The organism is Klebsiella indica (assembly GCF_005860775.1).
Taxonomy (GTDB): Bacteria; Pseudomonadota; Gammaproteobacteria; order Enterobacterales; family Enterobacteriaceae; genus Klebsiella; species Klebsiella indica.
In genome coordinates, this window is sequence record NZ_VCHQ01000032.1 from 23,979 (window position 1) to 40,277 (window position 16,299).

At 54.3% G+C, this 16,299-nt stretch carries 16 protein-coding genes; 7 read left to right on the top strand and 9 right to left on the bottom strand.

Going from position 1 to position 16,299, the window contains the following annotated elements; translation table 11 throughout:
* Positions 1-58: 58 nt before the first annotated feature.
* Together rhaA and rhaB are read right to left on the bottom strand one after the other, a co-directional pair.
* Positions 59-1,318 (bottom strand): L-rhamnose isomerase, encoded by a 1,260-nt coding sequence (gene rhaA / locus FE839_RS21635; RefSeq protein ID WP_138362830.1) that lies wholly within the window; start codon positions 1,316-1,318, stop codon positions 59-61.
* Positions 1,315-2,781 (bottom strand): rhamnulokinase, encoded by a 1,467-nt coding sequence (gene rhaB, locus FE839_RS21640; protein WP_138362831.1) that lies wholly within the window; start codon positions 2,779-2,781, stop codon positions 1,315-1,317. The genes rhaA and rhaB overlap by 4 nt, the downstream gene beginning before the upstream one ends.
* 311 nt (positions 2,782-3,092) lie before the next feature.
* Between rhaB and rhaS the strand changes: the two genes are divergently transcribed.
* Both rhaS and rhaR read left to right on the top strand, forming a co-directional pair.
* Positions 3,093-3,929, top strand: a complete 837-nt coding sequence (gene rhaS, locus FE839_RS21650; protein ID WP_138362832.1) for an HTH-type transcriptional activator RhaS — start codon at positions 3,093-3,095, stop codon at positions 3,927-3,929.
* A 155-nt stretch (positions 3,930-4,084) separates the two neighbouring features.
* A complete protein-coding gene (gene rhaR / locus FE839_RS21655; protein WP_138362833.1) occupies positions 4,085-4,933 on the top strand; it encodes an HTH-type transcriptional activator RhaR in 849 nt (282 codons plus the stop codon).
* A 6-nt stretch (positions 4,934-4,939) separates the two neighbouring features.
* Here rhaR and rhaT read toward each other — a convergent pair whose 3' ends face one another.
* Entirely contained in the window at positions 4,940-5,974 is a 1,035-nt protein-coding gene (gene rhaT / locus FE839_RS21660) for an L-rhamnose/proton symporter RhaT (protein ID WP_138362834.1), read from the bottom strand.
* 291 nt (positions 5,975-6,265) lie between these two features.
* Here rhaT and sodA point away from each other — a divergent pair, with 291 nt between their 5' ends.
* Both sodA and yiiM read left to right on the top strand, forming a co-directional pair.
* The gene (sodA, locus tag FE839_RS21665) at positions 6,266-6,886 is read left to right on the top strand and encodes a superoxide dismutase [Mn] (RefSeq protein ID WP_138362835.1); all 621 of its coding nucleotides are present in this window, start codon (positions 6,266-6,268) and stop codon (positions 6,884-6,886) included.
* A 72-nt stretch (positions 6,887-6,958) separates the two neighbouring features.
* Positions 6,959-7,633, top strand: a complete 675-nt coding sequence (yiiM, locus tag FE839_RS21670) for a 6-hydroxyaminopurine reductase (RefSeq protein WP_138362836.1) — start codon at positions 6,959-6,961, stop codon at positions 7,631-7,633.
* A gap of 40 nt (positions 7,634-7,673) precedes the next feature.
* Here yiiM and cpxA read toward each other — a convergent pair whose 3' ends face one another.
* Both cpxA and cpxR read right to left on the bottom strand, forming a co-directional pair.
* The gene (gene cpxA, locus FE839_RS21675; protein ID WP_138362837.1) at positions 7,674-9,047 is read right to left on the bottom strand and encodes an envelope stress sensor histidine kinase CpxA; all 1,374 of its coding nucleotides are present in this window, start codon (positions 9,045-9,047) and stop codon (positions 7,674-7,676) included.
* On the bottom strand, positions 9,044-9,742 hold the full coding sequence (gene cpxR / locus FE839_RS21680; RefSeq protein ID WP_138362838.1) for an envelope stress response regulator transcription factor CpxR: 699 nt from the start codon (positions 9,740-9,742) through the stop codon (positions 9,044-9,046). The genes cpxA and cpxR overlap by 4 nt, the downstream gene beginning before the upstream one ends.
* Before the next feature lie 149 nt (positions 9,743-9,891).
* Between cpxR and cpxP the strand changes: the two genes are divergently transcribed.
* The 3 genes from cpxP (at position 9,892) to pfkA (ending at position 12,608) form a co-directional block, all read left to right on the top strand.
* Positions 9,892-10,395: a cell-envelope stress modulator CpxP gene (gene cpxP / locus FE839_RS21685; protein ID WP_138362839.1), complete on the top strand. Its 504-nt coding sequence runs from the start codon at positions 9,892-9,894 to the stop codon at positions 10,393-10,395.
* Positions 10,396-10,545: 150 nt separating this feature from the next.
* On the top strand, positions 10,546-11,442 hold the full coding sequence (gene fieF / locus FE839_RS21690) for a CDF family cation-efflux transporter FieF (RefSeq protein ID WP_138362840.1): 897 nt from the start codon (positions 10,546-10,548) through the stop codon (positions 11,440-11,442).
* Positions 11,443-11,645: 203 nt separating this feature from the next.
* Positions 11,646-12,608, top strand: a complete 963-nt coding sequence (gene pfkA, locus FE839_RS21695) for a 6-phosphofructokinase (RefSeq protein ID WP_138362841.1) — start codon at positions 11,646-11,648, stop codon at positions 12,606-12,608.
* 59 nt (positions 12,609-12,667) lie between these two features.
* Here the strand turns inward: pfkA and rraA are convergent, their stop codons facing one another.
* The 4 genes from rraA to hslV form a co-directional block, all read right to left on the bottom strand.
* Positions 12,668-13,153, bottom strand: a complete 486-nt coding sequence (rraA, locus tag FE839_RS21700) for a ribonuclease E activity regulator RraA (RefSeq protein WP_138362842.1) — start codon at positions 13,151-13,153, stop codon at positions 12,668-12,670.
* 92 nt (positions 13,154-13,245) lie between these two features.
* Positions 13,246-14,172: a 1,4-dihydroxy-2-naphthoate polyprenyltransferase gene (gene menA, locus FE839_RS21705; protein ID WP_138362843.1), complete on the bottom strand. Its 927-nt coding sequence runs from the start codon at positions 14,170-14,172 to the stop codon at positions 13,246-13,248.
* A gap of 207 nt (positions 14,173-14,379) precedes the next feature.
* Entirely contained in the window at positions 14,380-15,714 is a 1,335-nt protein-coding gene (gene hslU / locus FE839_RS21710; protein ID WP_138362844.1) for an HslU--HslV peptidase ATPase subunit, read from the bottom strand.
* Between the two features lie 9 nt (positions 15,715-15,723).
* Complete coding sequence (gene hslV, locus FE839_RS21715) at positions 15,724-16,254, bottom strand: ATP-dependent protease subunit HslV (RefSeq protein WP_138362845.1); 531 nt, start codon at positions 16,252-16,254, stop codon at positions 15,724-15,726.
* Between the last annotated feature and the right edge of the window lie 45 nt (positions 16,255-16,299).

Here is a 16,299-nt window from a genome sequence, read left to right on the forward strand (position 1 = left end):
GTCTAGTGTTTCCTGTTGATTCGGCGCGGGTCAATCACCCGCCATGTGCCGCTTATGGTTATCCGCGCTGGCTCAGAACCGCATTTTCGTAAGCCCGTACGTTATCCAGCCACTGGCTGCCTGCCGGCGTATCGTGACGCTGGCAGTACATCTCCCAGATAGCCTGCCACGGCAGAGATTTCTGCTCTTCCAGCAGCGCCAGACGGGCGGTGTAATCGCCGTCGATTTCCAGCTGGCGCAGTTGTTCGGTTGGTTCCAGCAGGGCGCGCAGCAGCGCTTTTTTCATATTGCGGGTACCGATAACCCATGCCGCGATGCGGTTAATCGACGCATCGAAGAAATCGAGGCCGATATGCACGCGGTCGAACAGGTTGTGGCGGATGATTTCGCTGGCGATAGCCTGGGTTTCATCATCCAGCAGCACCACATGGTCGCTGTCCCAGCGTACCGGGCGGCTGACGTGCAGCAGCAGATGCGGGATATAGAGCATCGCGGCGGAAATTTTGTCAGAGATGACTTCTGTCGGGTGGAAGTGGCCGGCATCCAGGCACAGTGCGGTCTGACGGCTGGTGGCGTAGCCCATATAGAACTCATTGGAGCCGACGGTGTAGCTTTCCGCGCCGATACCGAACAGTTTGCTCTCCACGGCATCAATGTGGTGAGCCGGGTTGAATTTCTCGCTGATGACTTCATCAAGCGCATTCAGCAGACGCTGGCGCGGAGCGAAGCGGTCAACGGTGATATCTTTCATGCCGTCCGGGATCCAGATATTCATGACCGACGCGGTGCCTAACTGTTCGCCGAAATATGCGGAAACCCGGCGGCTGGCTTTACAGTGATCGATCCAGAACTGGCGGATTTCATCGTTCGCGTGCGACAGCGTAAAACCATCGGCGCTTAGCGGATGCGAGAAGCAGGAGGGGTTAAAATCCAGCCCGAGATTGTTGGCTTTCGCCCATTCCACCCAGTTTTTAAAGTGTTCCGGCTTGATTTCATTACGTGGAACCGGAGTATCCGATTCCAGATAGAGCGCGTGCAGGTTCAGGCGTTTTGGCCCTGGGATCAGGCTCAGCGCCTGTTCGAGGTCAGCGCGTAGTTCGGTTGCGTTACGGGCTTTACCCGGATAGTTACCGGTGGCCTGAATGCCGCCGGTGAGACTCCCTTCCGGGTTTTCGAAACCGACGACGTCATCGCCCTGCCAGCAGTGCATGGAAACAGGCAGGCGGTCCAGCTGGCGCAAGGCCTCCTCGACATCCACGCCGATGCTGGCGTAACGCTGTTTGGCAATTTCCCAGGCTTGTTCAAGTTGAGTGGTCATGCGCAAAGCTCCTTGTTCTGTTGTGGCTGAAACTGCGCAACGAAGCGAGCAATTTCATTTTCAGGATTAGGGGTAAACGTGGTGAGGGCATAGTTCTGTCGCACCACCTGACGGAATTCATCGACGTTATTCAGTTCGTCGAGGGTCATGAGCTGGATACCGATATTTCCCAGCGTGGAGGCTTCGATGGGGCCGGCGATCACGGTGATACCGCAGGCGTCCGCGCACAGCTGGTTGAGTAGTTCGTTCTGGCAGCCGCCGCCAACGATATGGAGCTGGCTGAATGGCTGACCGCGAAGGGTTGCCAGTTCATTGAGTACCCGGGCGTACAGCAGCGCCAGACTGTCGAAAATGCAGCGCGCCAGTTCAGCGTCATTATCAGGTATCGGCTGCCCGGATTCGCGGCAGGCGGCCTGGATTTCGGCGCTCATATTGGCCGGATTGATAAAGCGATCGTCGTTACAGTCAATGATGGCGCGGCAGGCCGGAAGCGCGGCGGTACGCGCGATCAGTTGCGGCAGATCGCTGACGTTTTGCTCTTTCAGCACCCGTTGCAGTAGCCACAGGCCCATAATATTTTTCAGCACCCGATAGCGGCCTTCAGCGCCGCCTTCGTTGGTGATATTTGCCTTCAGCGCCTCCTCGCTGGTGCAGGGGATTTTGCTTTCAAAGCCCATCAGCGACCAGGTGCCTGAAGAGAGATAAGCGGCGTTTTTACCGGCCAGCGGCGAAGCGATGACCGCGCTGGCGGTATCGTGGCTGGCGACGGCCACCACCGGGATGGGGTTGCCCTGCGGGCAGATCCAGTGGCCGATAACGTTGCCGGGATGCGTCGGCGTACCGAACCATTCGCGCGGCGCGCCGGTCCAGTTCAGCAGCTCTTCGTCCCAGTTATCGTTATTGATATTGACCAGTTGCGTGGTGGTGGCGTTGGTGTATTCCCAGTTCATGTTACCGGTCAGGCGAAAGCTGAAGTAGTCCGGGATCAGCAGCGCGTGCGCGGCCTGGCTGACCAGTTCCGGCTGCTGTTCAACCACCGCGCGGAGCTGATAAAGAGTGTTAAACGGCAGAAACTGAATACCGCTGCGGCGATAGATTTCCTCGCGACCTAATTGCTCTTCGGCATGGCGCATCAGCCCCTGGGTACGCGCATCGCGATAGGAAACCGGCAGGCCGACGCGCTGGCCCTGTTTATCCAGCAGGACATAATCCACGCCCCAGGTATCGATACCGATGCTATCGATCAGGATGCCCTGTTCGCATACCTTGTTCAGCCCGAGGCGAATTTCGCCTTCCAGGCTATCGATATCCCAGCAGTCGAAGCCATTGACTTTCTGTAAATGATTGGCAAACCGGTGAACCTCACGCAGCGCCAGGGTTTGCTGCCCGGAGGTATAGCTGGCGAGCATCACCCGCCCGCTGGAGGCGCCTAAATCAACGGCGACACAATGACGAAAACGCATAGGAAGTTCCTTGTGAAAATCATTGCATGCAGTCTAAAAAAGTCGCGCCTGGCTCACCTTCTTGTTACTGACAGGTGAAATTCGCCCCTGGCAAGAAAGCAAAGGTGACCGTGAGAGATGTCACAGTTTTGTTTTGTCAACGATGCGTCGGGAGATGTGATGTTGTCCGCAGTTCCCGATCTTTCCCGTCGTTTCTTGAAAAAGCGGCAGGTTTTACGAATTTTGCGGTCAAAAATTGAAGGCTGGATTGCCGCCCCTTGATTACTATTTGCTCCACTGATTGATAAAATTTCTCATTTCGAGGAGCGGCTATGACCATGTTGCACTGTGTGGATTTCTTTAAGTCCGGCGCTTCAACTGTCGCCATTGAACCGCGGCTTCCGCAATCGGCCTTTCCGGAGCATCACCATGATTTTCATGAAATTGTTATCGTGGAGCACGGCACCGGGATTCATGTTTTCAACGGTCAGCCCTATACCATCAGCGGCGGATCGGTTTGCTTTATTCGCGATCACGATCGTCATCTCTATGAGCACACGGACAATTTATGTCTGACCAATGTGCTCTACCGCGCGCCGGACGCGTTTCGTTTTTTGTCCAGCCTGAACGAATTGTTGCCGAAGGAGCAGGAGGGGAATTATCTCTCGCACTGGCGGGTCAACCAGAACGTTTTACAGCAGGTTCGTCAGATTGTGAGCCAGATAGAGAATGTGGGCGTGGACGCGGATATGCATTCCATCGCCAGCCGTGAAATTTATTTTATGCAACTGCTGGTGTTACTGCGTAAAAGCAGCCTGGCGGAAGAGACGACAGACAATGATGCGCGGCTCAATCATCTGATGGCCTGGCTCGAAGACCATTTCGCTGAAGATGTTTGCTGGGAAGAGGTGGCTGCGCAGTTTTTCCTGTCATTGCGCACGCTGCATCGGCAGTTAAAACAGCAAACCGGTCTGACGCCGCAGCGCTATTTGAACCGGGTGCGGTTGATAAAAGCGCGGCATCTGTTGCGGCATAGCGATGACAGCGTGACGGATATCGCCTATCGCTGCGGGTTCGGCGACAGTAACCACTTTTCTACGCTTTTTCGCCGGGAATTTGACTGGTCTCCGCGCGATATTCGCCAGGGGCGTGACGCCATTCTTCAGTAACGCGAGAGCAGTCAACGTTTTAGCAGACATAAACGCGAATAATATGCCCTGAATAATTCGGGTTGCAGACGTTCTGTACAGCGCTTGCGCTGGCAACGCGCAGGCAACCTGAAGTATGACGAGTATCAAACGTTATTCGCCCTGGAGTTGATGCCGTGGTAGGTCAGCTGATTCTTCGCAAAGATGAATTTTTTGCCTCCCCCGCTCAGGCGGTGGCGGTCGCCGATCGCTACCCGCAAAACGTCTTCGCCGAACATACCCATGAATTTTGTGAACTGGTGCTGGTGTGGCGCGGTAACGGTCTGCATGTCCTTAACGATCGTCCGTGGCGTATTACCCGCGGCGACCTGTTTTATATTCGCGCGGAAGATAAACACTCCTACGCCTCAGTTAATGATTTAGTCCTGCAAAACGTGATTTATTGCCCGGAGCGGCTGCGGCTCAACTTTGACTGGGCAGCGTATATACCCGGCCTGTTCGGTACTCCGTGGGTCCCGCACTGGCGGATTGGCAGCAACGGCATGGCTCAGGTCAGGCAGGTGATTACTCAACTGGAGCATGAGAGCTGCCGCAGCGATGCGCGGGCTGATGATATGGACGAACTGCTGTTCGCGCAGTTGGTGCTTATGCTTCAACGCTATCGCTACGCCACCGATAATCTGGCGGCGACCCAGAGTGAAGCGCTACTCGATAAACTGCTCACCGAACTGGCCGGCAGCCTGAATCGCCCTTTCTTTCTTGACCGGTTTTGCCAGCGGGAAGGGTGCAGCGAACGTGCGTTACGCCAGCAGTTTCGTCAGCAGACGGGAATGACCGTTAACCATTACCTGCGCCAGTTACGCATCTGCCATGCCCAGTATCTGCTGCAGCACACGGAACGGTTGATTGGCGAAATAGCGATGCAATGCGGGTTTGAAGACAGTAACTACTTTTCGGTGGTGTTTAACCGCGAGATTGGCATGACGCCGGGGCAGTGGCGGCAGCGCAGCCGCACTGCCGCATAACTCCGCTTAGTTCGCCATGCCGAGGCCGACGATATTGGCGGCGATAATAATCACCACGCAGCCGAGGCTCAGTACGCTCACCGGGCGACGACCGGCGTTTTTCCACTCTTTCAGCACCAGACCGACCAGGCCGCCGCACAGAACATAGAAGCTCATATGCAGCATCCAGCTCATGTAGTCATACTGCGCCGGAATCCGGGCATGGCCCCAGGCATAGAAGAAGAACTGGAGATACCACATCAGGCCGCCCAACGCGGAAAGCAGAATATTGCTGATGATCAGCGGTCTTGCCAGCGAGAAGTCGGCTTTTATCGACAGATCTTTTACTTTTGCCAGGCGGATAAAGCAGAAGCCGAGATTGATCACCGCGCCACCGCCCATAATCACCACGTAGCTTGGCAGCGCAATGTAGAGCGGGTCAACGCCGAGCGCGGCGGCGGCTTCATGCATCGGTTTGGCGGCATTCATCGCAAATGACATACCGGCAGAGAAGATGCCGCACATCACCGCCAGTATCAGCCCTTTTTTCAGGTTGAACTCCTCTGCTTTGATGCCCATTTTTCGCTCTTTAAGCTGGCCGGCGCGGGTGACGATACCCACGCCAATCACCGCAACCAGCACGCCGAGCAGCGTCAACTGGCCGCCTTTGGTGTTAATTAAGGTATCGAACTGACCATTGATAATCGGAGTCATTAGCGTGCCGACGATCAGCGTAATGCCGATGGCGATGCCGATTCCCATCGACATGCCGAGGTAGCGCATGGTCAGACCATAGTTGATATTGCCGATCCCCCACATTGCGCCGAACAGGAAGACGGGCAGAAGAGTGGAAGCGCTAAAGGAGCTGTAATAAGCCCAAAAATCAGGCAATAGCATGGCACTGATGGCCCAGGGCAGAATCAGCCAGGAGACGACTCCGCCAATAGACCACATGGTTTCCCAGGACCAGTGTTTAACTTTCTTGAACGGGGCATAAAAACAGGCCGCGCTGGCCGCGCCTATTAAATGCCAAAAAATACCCATCGTAATCGCGTGATCCATTGATTTTATCCTCATCTATTTTTTATCGGATAAATCTTCTTCCGACACTGGAGAGTGTAAAAATCGATCACTTTTTCCGCCTTTAAGCTGTTGCCACCAGAAACGTCATTCTGGCAACCATCAACTTAATTAGTTGTTCTGCATCACAAAATCGGTTGTATAACGGACTGTTATAACCTTATTAAAAATACGGCATTGATAAGCGTTTTCAATATCATTTAATTAACTATAATGAACCAACTGCTTACGCGGCATTAACACTCCCGCCGCTCGACAATAATGGAGATGATTATGAGTTATACACTGCCAGACCTGCCGTACGCTTATGATGCCCTGGAACCGCACTTCGACAAGCAGACGATGGAAATCCATCACACTAAACACCACCAGACCTATGTTAATAATGCCAATGCCGCGCTGGAAAGCCTGCCGGAATTCGCCAGCCTGTCCGCTGAAGAACTGATCACCAAACTGGATCAGCTGCCAGCAGACAAAAAAACCGTTCTGCGTAACAACGCGGGCGGTCACGCTAACCACAGTCTGTTCTGGAAAGGGCTGAAAACCGGTACCACGCTGCAGGGCGACCTGAAAGCAGCTATCGAGCGCGATTTCGGTTCCGTTGACAACTTCAAAGCGGAATTTGAAAAAGCCGCAGCCACCCGTTTCGGCTCCGGCTGGGCGTGGCTGGTGCTGCAGGGGGACAAACTGGCGGTGGTTTCTACCGCTAACCAGGATTCCCCGCTGATGGGTGAAGCTATCTCCGGCGTTTCCGGCTTCCCGATTCTGGGCCTGGACGTATGGGAACACGCTTACTACCTGAAATTCCAGAACCGTCGCCCGGACTACATTAAAGCGTTCTGGGACGTGGTGAACTGGGACGAAGCCGCAGCGCGTTTTGCCGCCAAAAAATAAGGTTGCATTGTGCTGAATGAGAAGCGAGTCTGATGGCTCGCTTTTTTTATATTTGCAGCACAAGGAGCAGCGATGCACTATCCGGTGAATGTCTTTGTCGGCAAGGTAAGGGATTATGACGGCAGCCGTCCCAGCGCCATCGGTAAAATTCAGGTTGATGGCGAACTGACTCTCGGCGATTTGGGGCTGGAGGGCGATGAGCAGGCGGAGAAGAAAATTCACGGTGGGCCGGATCGTGCGTTGTGTCACTATCCCCGTGAACATTACCGTCACTGGGCCCGTGACCTGCCACAGCAGGCGGATCTTTTCTGTGCTCCGGCATTTGGCGAGAATCTTTCGACGGAAGGGCTGACGGAAAAAAACGTCTTTATCGGCGATATTTTCCGTTGGGGAACGGCGCTGATTCAGGTGACGCAGCCGCGTTCCCCTTGCTTTAAACTTAACTATCATTTTGCTGTCAGCGATATGGCGCAATTGGTGCAAAACAGCGGCAAAACCGGCTGGCTGTATCGGGTGCTGGCGGGCGGGCAGGTGTTCAGCGATTCGCCGCTGGAGCGGGTTTCCCGGCTAAGCGATATCAGCGTCCATGAGGCGGGCGTGATTGCCTGGCAAATGCCGTTTGATGATGAGCAGTATCATCGCCTGCTGGCGGCCGCCGGGTTGTCGGTAAGCTGGAGCCGGACCTTGCAAAGACGGCGCTTAAGCGGACAGATTGAAGACAATTCGCGGCGGTTGTGGGGGAAATAATGTCCCCGGCTGGGCGCAGCCTCAGCCGGGAGTGATGGCATCAGGTTCGCTTATACAGCGGCAGCCAGATAGTTAAGCGTAAACCGCCCAGCGGGCTGTCATCGGCTTTTACCCAACCGCGATGCTGTTGAATCGCGGTTTCGACAATCGCCAGTCCCAGGCCCGTGCCGCCAGATTCGCGATCGCGCGCTTCATCGGTGCGGTAGAACGGGCGGAAAATTTGCTCGCGATCCTCCGGGCTCACGCCTGGGCCATCGTCATCAACGTTAATCGTAATCCCGTCTTTGTCTACCGAGAAGCTGACGGAAATTTTAGTATGCGAGTAGCGCAGCGCGTTACGCACGATGTTCTCCAGCGCGCTTTCCAGCGCATTGGGATTACCGTACAGCGGCCAGGGCCCTGGCGGATACTCCACGGTGAACGATTTCCCTACCTGTTCGGCTTCAAATGTGGCGTTATCCAGCACTTCGCCCCAAAGCTGGTTGGCTTTTACCGTCTCGCTGACCAGCGCGGTTTTCGCTTGATTGCGCGACATTACCAGCAGGTCGTTGATCATGCTATCCAGCCGTTGGGCCTCCATCTCAATACGTTCCAGCTCTTTACTCTCGCCGCTGCGGCGGCGCAGTAGCGCCGTACCTAACTGCAAACGTGTGAGCGGCGTGCGCAGCTCGTGGGAGATATCGGATAGCAGACGATGCTGGCTGGACATCATGCGCTCCAGGGCCGTCACCATCTGGTTAAAGCTGGTTCCGGCGGCTAAAAACTCCTGCGGGCCGGATTCCAGCTCCGGGTGTTGTCGCAGGTTGCCCTGGGCGACCTCATCGGCGGCATTTTTTAGCTTACGTGCCGGTTTTGCCAGACTCCACGCCAGCCATAATAGCAGCGGAGCGCTAACTAACATGGTAACGATCAGCAGCAGTAACGGTCGATCGAAAAGCAGATTGATAAAGTCTGATTGCGAGGTGTTGGCAGGCCGAAGCAGATAGAGCTGGTAATTATCTTCCCCATCTTTGACGGAAAAAGGCCCGACCATTTCCAGGCGGCCATAGCGCTTTTTCTGCGGGTGAGCGGCGTTATCCGCCTGGCCGATAAAATTGCGGATGATCTGCATTTCGTTGCGTTCGGCACCGATAACGCGGCCTTCACTGGTAACCAGCAGTAAACGCTGGCCCGGCGGCGCCCACTTATCAATGGCGCGAAACAGACGACGCCACCACATCAGGTCGTTCGGCGGATCGTTCGCCAGCTCGGCCTCAACGTGTTGTTCGATCATGATGCCCTGACGTTGCTCACTCTCCAGCAGCTCCGTCATCTGGCGCGAATCCAGCTTGGGCAGCATCAAAACCAGCATCAACACCAGTGCCAGCGTCAGCCAGAAAATAGCGAAGATGCGTGCGGTCAAACTACCGATCATGAAGCCGATACCATCAGATAACCGCGTCCACGCAGGGTTTTAAACCAGGGATGGCCATCTTTGCGTTCCGGCAACTTACGTCGCAGGTTGGAGATATGCATGTCGATCGCACGATCGAACGGCGTCAGGCGTTTACCTAATACCTCCTGGCTCAGATGTTCACGCGATACCACCTGGCCAAGATGCTGCGCCAGCAGATAGAGCAGGGTGAATTCAGTACCTGTGAGCTCCAGCGTCTGACCATCGAAACTGGCTTCCTGGCGACCAGGGTTAAGGCTTAGCGCGTCCACTTCCAGCGTAGGCGAGCCGGCCTCGGTCGTTTGCTGCTGCTCGCTCCAGTGCGAACGGCGCAGAATAGCGCGTATACGCGCCACCAGCTCACGATCGTTAAACGGCTTGGGCAAATAGTCGTCCGCGCCCAGCTCAAGGCCGAGAACGCGATCCAGTTCGCTGCCGCGGGCCGTTAGCATGATGACCGGGGTCTGGTGTGTCTGACGCAACTCTTTAAGCGTATCGATACCGTTTTTCTTCGGCATCATCACATCAAGCAAAAGTAAATCAATGCTGTCGTCCAGAAGAGTCAGCGCCTGTTCCCCGTCATGGGCCACGAGCACATTAAAACCTTCCATATCGAGCAGCTCTTTTAACAGGGAGGTGAGCTCCCGGTCATCATCTACTAACAGGATTTTATTCATTGTTTAAATACCTCCGAGGCAGAAATTACGTCATCAAGGCTCGCTAATCCATGACTTTACGTTGTTTTACACCCCCTGACGCATGTTTGCAGCCTGCATCGTAGACTCTCTCTCGTTGAATCGCGACACAAACGTTTTGGGAGTATGTGATGCGCAATGTTCTCGCTGCCGTCATGGCCTCAACGTTGATGCTAAGTGTATCCAGCATGGCCGCTGAAATCGCAGCCAGCGTTAACTGGCTCCCCGGTGATGACGACAGCCAGCGCAACAGTCAGGGCCATATGTTTGACGGCATAAGTTTAACCGAACAGCAACGGCAACAGTTACGTGATCTTATGCAGCAGGCACGCCACGACAGGCCACCTGTTAATGTTAGTGAAATGGAGACAATGCATCGTCTTGTCACCGCAGAAAAATTTGATGAAAACGCTGTGCGCGCTCAGGCAGAAAAGATGGCGCAGGAGCAGGTTGCCCGCCAGGTTGAAATGGCAAAAGTGCGCAATCAAATGTATCACCTGCTAACGCCAGAGCAGCAAGCGATTTTAAATACTAAGTACCAGCAACGAATGGATCAGTTGCGTGAAGTTTCAAGGATGCAACAAGGCTCAGCAATAACGTTTTCGAGTAATAGCAGTACCCTGCAACCCCAGTAACAAACCCTGTTTTCCTTGCCATAGACACCATCCCTGTCTTCCCCCTCATGATGAGGGGGTTTTTTTTATCTGTAATTCGGCGTTTTCCTTGTTCCCTGTCCCGGTAAAAGATCGGGTTATACTAAGCGCATTGCGAAGCAAGGAGCGTTTATGAATCAATCCTATGGGCAGTTGGTGAACCGCGCAGCTATTGCGGCGACGGTGATGGCCTCTGCGTTACTTTTGATCAAAATTTTTGCGTGGTGGTATACCGGCTCCGTGAGTATTCTGGCGGCGCTGGTGGATTCGCTGGTGGATATCGCCGCCTCGCTGACTAACCTGCTGGTGGTGCGTTATTCGCTGCAACCGGCTGATGAAGAACATACCTTTGGCCACGGCAAGGCGGAGTCACTGGCGGCGCTGGCGCAAAGCATGTTTATTTCCGGATCGGCGTTATTTCTTTTTTTGACCGGCATTCAGCACATTGTGCGTCCTGAGCCGATGAAGGCTGCCGGCGTTGGGATGGTGGTAACGCTGGTTGCGTTGTTAAGCACGCTGGCGCTGGTGACGTTCCAGCGCTGGGTGGTGAGAAAAACGCAAAGTCAGGCGGTGCGCGCGGATATGCTGCACTATCAGTCCGATGTTATGATGAACGGTGCAATTCTGGTGGCGCTCGCCCTCTCCTGGTACGGCTGGCATCGTGCCGATGCGCTGTTTGCATTAGGCATCGGTGCCTATATTCTATATAGTGCGCTGCGGATGGCTTATGACGCTGTTCAGTCATTGTTAGACCGCGCTCTTCCTGATGAGGAACGCCAGGAAATTATCAATATCGTGACCGGCTGGCCTGGGGTTAGCGGGACGCACGATCTACGAACGCGGCAGTCAGGGCCGACTCGCTTTATTCAGATTCATTTGGAAATGGAAGATAGCCTCCCACTGGTTCAGGCGCATAAGATTGCCGACCAGGTGGAACAGGCGATTCTGCGCCGTTTTCCGGATTCTGATGTCATTATCCATCAGGACCCCAACTCTGTGGTGCCGCTTGCGCAGCAGGGTGTTTTATGAGCTTTAGGTTATAGTCTGTAAACTTGATGTAAAAGTGTGGGGCGGATCGGCATTTTTTGTATAAATTACCGCCATTTGGTCTGACCTGAATCAATTCAGCCAGAAGCGTTTGATATACTATTGCAATTATTGATGTGCACTCCTGGTGAGAGGGCGCTTCAGGCAACAGGATTATTTTTTGCTTCCTAAGTTCAGAGGTAGTCATGATTAAGAAAATCGGTGTGTTGACAAGTGGCGGTGATGCTCCGGGCATGAACGCAGCAATTCGTGGCGTTGTGCGCGCAGCATTAACGGAAGGTCTGGAAGTTTTTGGAATCTATGACGGTTACCTCGGCTTGTATGAAGATCGTATGGTTCAGCTCGACCGCTACAGCGTCTCCGATATGATCAACCGCGGCGGCACTTTCCTGGGGTCAGCGCGCTTTCCGGAATTCCGTGAAGAAAAGGTGCGCGCCGTCGCTATCGAACACATGAGAAAACGCGGTCTGGATGCGTTAGTGGTTATCGGCGGTGATGGTTCCTATATGGGCGCCATGCGTCTGACCGAGATGGGCTTCCCCTGCATCGGCCTGCCAGGCACGATCGACAACGATATTAAAGGCACTGACTACACCATTGGTTTCTTTACCGCGCTGAGCACGGTTGTTGAGGCGATTGACCGCCTGCGCGACACCTCCTCCTCTCACCAGCGCATTTCTGTCGTTGAGGTCATGGGGCGTTACTGCGGCGACCTGACGCTGGCGGCGGCAATCTCCGGTGGCTGTGAATTCATCATGGTTCCTGAGGTTGAATACACGCGTGAAGACCTGGTGGCTGAAATTAAGGCCGGTATCGCCAAAGGCAAAAAGCATGCTATCGTGGCCATCACTGAGCATATGTGCGACATCGATGAACTGGCGCAATTTATTGAGAAAGAGACAGGCCGTGAAACGCGCGCGACCGTTCTGGGTCACATTCAGCGCGGCGGTTCTCCGGTTCCTTATGACCGTATTCTGGCATCCCGTATGGGGGCGTATGCGATTGAACTGCTGTTGCAGGGCTTCGGTGGCCGCTGCGTCGGTATTCAGAACGAGAAACTGGTGCACCACGACATTATCGACGCCATCGAAAACATGAAGCGTCCGTTCAAAAGCGACTGGCTGGAGTGCGCGAAGAAGCTGTACTAAAGGTTCTGGCGGTAACAAAAAGGCCTTCTCTCTGAGAAGGCCTTTTTTACGAGTGGATGTTACTCAATATCCAGGGGATCTTCGGAGAGGATGATCCCGGTATTATCGGCGTACAGATGATCGCCGGAAAAGAAGGTGACGCCGCCGAAGTTGACGCGAATGTCGCTTTCGCCAATACCTTCGCCCGCTGCGCCCACAGGAATAGCAGCCAGTGCCTGGATGCCAATATCCAGGTCTTCCAGATCGTCAACCTGGCGCACCGCGCCATAGATGACTAACCCTTCCCACTCGTTTTGCACGGCCAGGCGCGCCAGGTCTGCGTCAATTAACGCACGCCGAACGGAACCACCGCCATCAACCAACAGGACATGACCTCGGCCGTTCTGTTCGAGCAGATCGTAGAGCAACCCGTTATCCTCGAAACATTTCACCGTGATGATTTGTCCCCCAAACGACGACCGCCCCCCAAAATTGGAGAACAGAGGTTCCACGACGTTGACATCCTCCTGGTAGATGTCACAAAGCTCGGAAGTATCGTATTTCATAGGCTTAACGTTCAGTTGCTGCGAGAATTTCCAGTATATCGCGTGAATCGTGTTGTTGGCAAAATCATCAATTGTTAATTGATATTTGTCAGTTAACCGACAAGCTTATTGCAAATAATTCCGATAACAAACAACAGGTTGGTCAGTAAAGCGCCTTTTACGGTTCTTTCCAGCATCGGACGCATCGCTATCGGATCGCGCTCGCGCATCACAAAACGCGCCTGCTTGACCAGCAGAGGCGTAGCCAACAGGAACAACCAGCCCCAGAGGCTATGAAGGGACATGAGATTAAACAGCGCCAGGCACAGCAGCGAGCCAATCAACAGACAGGCATGATAACGGCGGGCGTTAACGGGCCCCAGACGTACCGCAAGGGTGTTCTTACCGTTGTCGCGGTCACTATCGATATCACGCAGGTTGTTAATATTCAGTACCGCCGTTGCCAGCAGGCCGCAGGCGGTTGCCGGTAAAAAAATGACCGCTTCAACGCTGTGTACCTGGAGGTACCAGCTTCCGACGACGCTGAGCCAGCCGAAAAATACCAGCACCGAAATATCGCCGAGACCGATATATCCGTAAGGACGCGTGCCGACGGTGTAAGTAATGGCCGCGATGATGGCCAGCCCGCCAAGCACCATAAAACCAATAAAGTCGGCCATAGTTTGCCAGGCAAAAAACAGCAGCGCCAGACCGGAGAGACAAATCAGCACCACGGTCAGCATTAACGCGCGTTTCATCTGCGCCTGGGTGATAGCCCCTTTTTGCATGCCGCGCAGGGGGCCAATGCGATCGGGTTTGTCGCTGCCTTTTACCGCGTCGCCATAATCGTTGGCCAGATTGGAGAGTATTTGCAGTAAACCCGCGGTAATAATGGCCAGTAGGGCGATCCAGGGATCGAAACGCCCCTGATGCCAGGCAAGAGCGGAGCCGACAATGATAGCGGCGAAGGCCAGAGGTAATGTTTTCGGGCGCAGGCTTTCCAGCCAGGCCTGGGTGCGAGTGATAGCGTGTTCAGTCATATGTCCCGGCCAATAAAAAATGGGGCTCTACCCATCATACTTCAAGCTGCGGGTGCGTTGGCTACGGATTACCCGGCCCATCCATGGGCTTCGCCCCGGCGGGCGGGCACCAGCGTTGTTCAAAACGGTCAACCGTTTTGTCATGCAACTTGAATTATCAGGGTATCTATAGCCCCATCTATAGTGATGAAATTGTATTGAACCGGATTATAAGATAAAACGACTCAGATCTTCATCTGCCACCAGTACATCCAGATGCTTACCGACATATTCCGCATCAATGGTCACGGTTTGCCCATTCATTTCACTGGCGTCGTAGGAGATGTCTTCGATCAGACGCTCCAACACGGTATGCAGACGACGGGCCCCGATGTTCTCGGTGGTTTCGTTAACCTGCCATGCGGCCTGAGCGATGCGCTTGATGCCATCTTCCGTGAACTCGATATTGACGCCTTCGGTTGCCATCAGCGCTTTATACTGCACAGTGATGGAGGCGTTTGGCTCGGTCAGGATGCGCTCAAAATCGTGTGTGGTTAGCGCTTTCAGTTCAACACGAATCGGCAGACGCCCTTGCAGCTCAGGGATCAGGTCCGATGGACTGGCCACCTGGAACGCCCCGGAGGCGATAAACAGGATGTGATCGGTTTTGACCATTCCGTGTTTGGTGGAGACCGTGCAGCCTTCAACCAGCGGCAGCAGGTCGCGCTGCACGCCTTCGCGTGAAACATCGGGGCCAGAAGTGTTGCCGCCACGCTTACAGATTTTGTCGATTTCGTCGATAAACACGATACCGTGCTGTTCAACGGCCTCAATGGCATCCTGCTTCAGCTCTTCCGGGTTTACCAGTTTCGCCGCTTCTTCTTCAACCAGCAGCTTCATCGCGTCTTTGATTTTCAGCTTACGCGGTTTTTGCTTCTGACCGCCGAGGTTCTGGAACATAGACTGCAACTGGCTGGTCATCTCTTCCATGCCCGGAGGGGACATGATTTCAACGCCCATCGGCGCAGCGGCGAGCTCGATCTCAATCTCTTTATCGTCAAGCTGCCCTTCACGCAGTTTTTTGCGGAAAGACTGGCGCGCCGCGGAAGGCTCCTGAGGCTGTTCGGCCTGACCCCAGTTGTTTTTTGGCGGGGGGATCAGTACGTCGAGGATGCGTTCTTCCGCCAGTTCTTCTGCGCGATAGCGGTTTTTATCGATGGACTGCATGCGAACCATTTTGATCGCCGCATCGGTCAGATCGCGGATAATTGAATCCACTTCCTTACCAACATAGCCCACTTCAGTGAATTTCGTCGCTTCGACTTTGATGAACGGCGCGTTGGCGAGCTTTGCCAGACGGCGTGCGATTTCAGTTTTACCGACGCCGGTAGGGCCGATCATCAGGATATTTTTCGGTGTGACTTCGTGACGCAGCTCTTCGTTAAGCTGCATACGACGCCAGCGGTTGCGCAGCGCGATGGCGACGGAACGCTTGGCGGCATCCTGGCCGATAATATGTTTGTCCAGTTCGCTGACAATTTCGCGTGGGGTCATTTCAGACATGGGAGATCCTTACGCTTTAGACGGTAATTCTTCGATGGTATGGAAGTGGTTGGTATAAATGCAGATATCACCTGCAATATTCAACGCTTTCTCTGCGATATCGCGTGCGCTCATATCGGTATTTTCCAGTAAAGCACGCGCCGCAGCCTGGGCGTAAGGACCGCCGGAACCGATGGCAATCAAATCGTTTTCTGGCTGCACCACGTCACCGTTACCGGTGATGATAAGTGATGCGTTTTCGTCAGCTACGGCCAGCAGGGCTTCCAGCTTGCGCAGCATGCGATCGGTTCGCCAGTCTTTCGCCAGTTCAACGGCGGCTTTGACCAGATGTCCCTGATGCATTTCCAGCTTACGTTCAAACAGTTCGAACAGCGTGAAAGCGTCAGCGGTGCCGCCAGCGAAGCCTGCGATCACTTTGTCGTTATACAGACGGCGCACTTTTTTCACGTTGCCTTTCATTACGGTGTTGCCCAGTGTGGCCTGGCCATCACCAGCAATCACGACATGACCGTTACGGCGAACACTTACAATTGTAGTCACGAGCAGACCCCTTGGTTACAAAAGCGAAATAGAGGCCCCGCAGTG

Coding starts and splice junctions, on each gene's coding strand:
- rhaA (WP_138362830.1), bottom strand. CDS start 1,318: ATGACCACTCAACTTGAACAAGCCTGGGAAATTGCCAAACAGCGTTAC.
- rhaB (WP_138362831.1), bottom strand. CDS start 2,781: ATGCGTTTTCGTCATTGTGTCGCCGTTGATTTAGGCGCCTCCAGCGGG.
- rhaS (WP_138362832.1), top strand. CDS start 3,093: ATGACCATGTTGCACTGTGTGGATTTCTTTAAGTCCGGCGCTTCAACT.
- rhaT (WP_138362834.1), bottom strand. CDS start 5,974: ATGGATCACGCGATTACGATGGGTATTTTTTGGCATTTAATAGGCGCG.
- sodA (WP_138362835.1), top strand. CDS start 6,266: ATGAGTTATACACTGCCAGACCTGCCGTACGCTTATGATGCCCTGGAA.
- yiiM (WP_138362836.1), top strand. CDS start 6,959: ATGCACTATCCGGTGAATGTCTTTGTCGGCAAGGTAAGGGATTATGAC.
- cpxA (WP_138362837.1), bottom strand. CDS start 9,047: ATGATCGGTAGTTTGACCGCACGCATCTTCGCTATTTTCTGGCTGACG.
- cpxR (WP_138362838.1), bottom strand. CDS start 9,742: ATGAATAAAATCCTGTTAGTAGATGATGACCGGGAGCTCACCTCCCTG.
- cpxP (WP_138362839.1), top strand. CDS start 9,892: ATGCGCAATGTTCTCGCTGCCGTCATGGCCTCAACGTTGATGCTAAGT.
- fieF (WP_138362840.1), top strand. CDS start 10,546: ATGAATCAATCCTATGGGCAGTTGGTGAACCGCGCAGCTATTGCGGCG.
- pfkA (WP_138362841.1), top strand. CDS start 11,646: ATGATTAAGAAAATCGGTGTGTTGACAAGTGGCGGTGATGCTCCGGGC.
- rraA (WP_138362842.1), bottom strand. CDS start 13,153: ATGAAATACGATACTTCCGAGCTTTGTGACATCTACCAGGAGGATGTC.
- menA (WP_138362843.1), bottom strand. CDS start 14,172: ATGACTGAACACGCTATCACTCGCACCCAGGCCTGGCTGGAAAGCCTG.
- hslU (WP_138362844.1), bottom strand. CDS start 15,714: ATGTCTGAAATGACCCCACGCGAAATTGTCAGCGAACTGGACAAACAT.